Origin of the sequence: Acinetobacter sp. WCHAc060006 (assembly GCF_004209135.1) — a bacterium.
Lineage (GTDB): Bacteria > Pseudomonadota > Gammaproteobacteria > Pseudomonadales > Moraxellaceae > Acinetobacter > Acinetobacter cumulans.
In genome coordinates, this window is record NZ_SGSS01000060.1 from 1 (window position 1) to 5,320 (window position 5,320).

Annotated in this window: 2 protein-coding genes; both read right to left on the reverse strand. The window is 42.9% G+C overall.

The genetic code is table 11. From position 1 onward, the window contains the following. On the reverse strand, positions 1 to 321 hold the full coding sequence (locus tag EXE29_RS16980) for an MGMT family protein (protein WP_117008024.1): 321 nt from the start codon (positions 319 to 321) through the stop codon (positions 1 to 3). Between the two features lie 84 nt (positions 322 to 405). Then, a partial coding sequence (locus EXE29_RS16985; RefSeq protein ID WP_120365103.1) for a BapA/Bap/LapF family large adhesin occupies positions 406 to 5,320 on the reverse strand: 4,915 nt, incomplete at its 5' end.

Consider the following 5,320-nt stretch of genomic DNA (forward strand, 5'->3'; position numbering starts at 1 on the left):
TTATAGTTGCCATTGGTATTTTTTTAAATTCACCCGCCCCTCAATAACAGTTACACCTTCTTGCAATAACAATTGCTGTTGTTTATTCATACCCTGTGCATTTAGCTCAACAACACTAAAACGCCCTTGTGCATTAATTACCCGATGCCATGGAATAGCTTGTTCATTGTCTAGGTATTTTAAAACCCGCCCTACCATCCGTGCATGTTTAGGTAAGCCTGCAAGCTTCGCAACCTGACCATAAGTTGCAACTTTGCCATACGGAATCAGTTTCACCACATTTAAAATTTGTATAGCTAACTCAGCGTTTGGATTTGGCATTTTGAATGACTCAAGCATAAAAAAAGAGAGCCCGAGGGCCCTCTTTTATTGTTAATTATTTAAACTATTTAGACAATTGCTAGATCAATGGTAGATCAAGTGATTGTTGTCTAAAAGTTCTTGTAATGTAACATCTGTATTTTTCAAAGTAAGCAATTCTGTCTTACCGTTGAATGTACTGCCTTGACCATCACGATCGATACTAATAATCGTATTACCATGACCGTCTTTCGCCACAGATACGTAGTTACCAATATTAGAAGCCGTTACATTTTGACCTTGTAACAATGCGCTGATATCGATCTTGTCGCCATCTGCTTTCTTGAAGTCTGTCCAAGTGTCATGACCATTACCACCTGTTGCTTCAGCAGTATTCAACAACTTGAAGATTACGGTATCTGCACCTGCATTGGTTGTATAAACGTCATTACCTACAGAGCTTGTAATCACATCATTACCAATACTTGTGTTGTACTCATAACCCGTTTCAATGTTGAGGTGAGCCACTGAAGTATCACCATTTGGCGCAACCAATTTATATGTAAATTGATCACCAGTACCCACCTTGAATGCTGAGTCTGTCACGCTGTATGTGTAGCTACCGTCAGCTTTAATGTTCAAGTCGCCGTGTGCACCTTTAACCGTAACACCCGTAGTGGTCACAGCAGTATAGGTTTGACCACCATCTTGCGAGATATACAGGTCTGTATATTTCGAAGCAAGTACATCTACACCATGGCCATCATTATCTGTAAGTAGATTACCAGTGGTTTTCGTTGCAAGTGATTTCGCAGTGAAGTCATCAAGATCAATCACACTACGTGTAATTGAAGCATTTACACTACCGCCAACACTGACTAAGCCAGAGTTAGTCACAATCTCAATAGTGTACGTACCTGCTTTCAGACCTGGAATGCTGAGTGAATTACCATTTGGTAAGATGCCAATCACGTCAACCAATGTACCTGCATTTGTTGATGCAACGATTTTACCAGTAGTATCTTTCACATTCACACTTGTACTACCAAGTAGTGATACCAGCTGTGCAGAGCCAAAATTGATATTTACATTTTCAATTGTGCCTTCCGCTACAGTAATGTCAGTACTGCCACTCGTTTTACCAATTGCAGCACCAGAGAAACCGATAAGCCAACTATAGCTAATTGATTTAGCAGCACCTACACTCACCGCATTTGTAGCTTGTACCCCAATGGTATCCGTATTGTCTGTTGCAACAACTGTTGTTGCATCATTTTTCGGATTTGCTGCATCCCATTTCACAGCAAGATCACCCGCTGTACCAATGTGAATAATGAGGCTCGCAGTATCTGATTTACCTGTAACTGGATCAGTTACTGTATAGCTAAATACTTCAGACTTACCAATATTCGTTACATTTTCAGTCGGTTTATAGGTGTACGAGCCATCTTTAGCAATGATCAGTGTACCGTGGTCACCTGTAATCACTGTAGTACCTGAAGCATTTACAGCTTTGCCATTTACTGTCGTTACAGTTGTACCTGCTGGAACATTGTCTTTACCGTAAATACCATCAGCATCTGTAATCACGTTACCAGACTTATTGGTTACACCTGAAACCACTGGGTCTTTCGCTGTATCAAATACTTGAAGTGATAAGCCAGCGCTAATTGAAGTACCAACACCAATTAATGATCCACCTGAGAATGCAAATTTATATTCACCTGGAAGTAGGTTTTTCACTTGTATTTGTGTGCTTTCACCAAAAATACCTAGTAAGTCAAATAAACCAGCATCCTTATTGGTACCTACAAGTACATCTACACCATTCACAACTTTATAAAGCTTCATTTCAGCTTGGTCGAACAAGTTAATGAGTGATTTTGTTGTTACGGTAATTGTTGCGTTTGCAACTTCGTTATCACCAACGACGAAACCACCAGTAAATGTTTTTTCACCAATATTGAAACCAACAAACTTATTAAATAGCTCAGAAGTACGTGTTGCCAGTACAGGATATTCAAAGTTAATGCCTGCATCGACTAGGTTATCTACCGCATCCACAGTAATGTTTGGTGCTTTAGAACCTGTTTTACCAGATTCACCACCTGCATCACTCGCACTGACTAGAAGTGTTTGACCATCTGTATATGATGTTGGCAATTTAATGCTGTAGTTACCATTTGCATCTGAATTACCTTGTGCAATTACAGTCTTACCATCTGGTGCATAGACTTTAATCACAGAGTTCGCTTCTGCTGTTCCTGTTACAGTATCGCCTTTTGCATTAATCGTTGCAGTAGGTGCAGCTGGTGCATACAAGTCTGGTGCAGTTGCAGGAGTCGCAAGCGATTCACCACCTGGATCTTTCGCTGTAACTTTCACAGCTTCACCATCCACCAATGCTGGGTTGAGCGGCACTGTATATTTGCCATCTGCGCCTGCTACTGCAGTACCAATCACAGTTGTGCCTTTACTACCACCATACACTTGTACGATTGCATTTGGCTCAGTTACACCTGTTACTGATTTACCATCTGTAGCAACTTGTGCAGTTGGTGCATCTGGTGCATATAAGTCTGGTGCAGCTGCTGTTACTGGTGCAGATTCACCACCTGGATCTTTGGCGGTCACTTTAACTGTTTCGCCATCTACCTGAGCTGGATTCAACGTAACTGAGTACTGACCAGAAGCATCTACAGTACCTGTACCCAAGACAGTTTTTCCGTCTTCTGTATATACCGTAATCGATGAACCTGGCTGTGCTTTACCAGTTACAAATGCACCCGTTTGACTATCAACTTGTGCAGTCAAAATGCTTGGTACAGAAGAATCTACCAATGCATCTGTTGCAGAACCTACATTACCTGCTTTATCCGTTGCAGTTGCAGTGTATGTACCTTCTGCTGCTGTCGCTGGAACAGTCGCTGTATATGTACCATCTGGATTAACCGTTACAGGAACATTATTGCCTGCTGGGTCTTTCACAGTCACTGTGGCACCTGCTTCAGTTTTACCTGTCACTGTTGCCGTACCATCTGAGTTCGAAACCACATCGATGCTTACAACTGGAGCAACATTATCATCCAACACATCAGTTGCTGTGCTTGGATTACCTGCTTTATCCGTTGCAGTGACAGTATATGTACCTTCTGCTGCTGGTGCTGGAACTGTTGCTGTGTACGTACCGTCTGGGTTAACCGTTACAGGAATATTATTGCCTGCTGGGTCCTTCACAGTCACTGTTGCACCTGGTTCTGTTTTACCTGTAATGCTCGCAGTACCGTCTACATTTGGCGTAATGTCTACCGTTACTTGTGGACCGATATTATCGACAAGTACATCGGTTGCAGTACCAGTATTACCTGCTTTGTCCGTTGCCGTTGCAGTATATGTACCTTCTGCAGCCGGTGCTGGAACTGTCGCAGTGAACGTACCATCTGGATTAACTGTTACAGGAACGTTGTTACCTGCTGGGTCTTTCACAGTTACCGTTGCACCTGGTTCTGTTTTACCTGTAATGCTCGCAGTACCGTCTGCATTTGGTGTTACATCCAAGCTCACAATCGTTGGGGCAACATTGTCTACAAGTACATCTGTACCTGTACCAACATTGCCAGCTTTATCCGTTGCAGTTGCAGTGTATGTACCTTCTGCTGCTGGTGCTGGAACTGTTGCTGTGTAAGTACCATCTGGATTGACCGTTACAGGAACATTGTTACCTGCAGGGTCTTTCACAGTCACTGTTGCGCCTGGTTCAGTTTTACCTGTAATGCTCGCAGTACCATCTGCATTTGGCGTTACGTCTACAGTCACAACTGGAGCTACGTTGTCGTCAAGTACAGCGGTAGATGTTGCAGTATTGCCCGCCGCATCTTTTGCAGTTGCTGTATATGTACCTTCCGCTGTTGGTGCAGCTGCAACCGCGCTAAATGTACCGTCTGGATTAACAGTTACTTTCAGATCATTACCATTTGGATCTTTCACAGTCACTGTCGCGCCAGGCTCAGACTTACCAGTAATGGTTGCTGTACCATCTGGATTTGCTGTCACAGTCAATGCGTCAAGTTGTGCAACGGTATCCACAGTTACATTTGTTGAATCTGGATCACTCAAGTTACCTGCGCGATCTTTCGCAACTGCTTCAACTTTATAAGTACCATCTGCAAGATTTGGTGCTGTATATGTCCAGCTACCATCCGCCGCAACGACTGCAGCACCAGATGCAAGAACTTTACCAGCTGCATCTTTAACCGTTACAGTTACAGTCGCATTCGCTTCAGTTTTACCTGAGAAGCTTGGTGTTGCATCACTCACGACACCTGAATCATCAATGTCAATTGTTGGTTTAACTGTATCAACAATAAACTTGATGTTTGCAGGCGCACTTGTCACACCATAAGCATTTTTTGAAATTGCTTCTAAGCGGAATTGACCATCTGCAAGAGGTTTAGACGGTGTAAATGACCAACGGCCTGTTGATGTATTTAATGTCGCTAAACCTGACTCAACAATTTTATCCGAGCTGTCATAAATGTTGATTTTCACTTCCACACTGTTCACAGATGAACCGTTGAAAGTTTGTTTAGGGTTATTGGTTGCAGGAGGTAATGGCTCTGCTGCGAGCAATGCACGCGCTGCAAATTTCATTACCGGTGCAGCAGCTGATGCTGCGAAGAAATCGAATGGATCAATTTCTACTGTTGGCAGTGTAATATCACCTTTCACAGTCGTACCAGTACCAGCGTTGCCAGCTTTATCTGTATACGTACCATTGCCAATTGAAACTTCAACTGTTTGAACTGCTGCCGAACCGCTCACCTTAATTTGTGCAGTCCACTGTGTTTCAGAAACCTGCACAAGGTTGTTTAATGTACCGCCTGCTACAGTGATATCAGATGCATCGAAGCCAGTTACAGCCTCGCTGAAGTTAATTACCGTCACACCATTCACATCAAATGAAACTGTCACACTTGGTGCTGTGGTATCAATACTTGGTACGCTGATATTGTCTGCTTTT

Coding starts and splice junctions, on each gene's coding strand:
- EXE29_RS16980 (WP_117008024.1), bottom strand. CDS start 321: ATGCCAAATCCAAACGCTGAGTTAGCTATACAAATTTTAAATGTGGTG.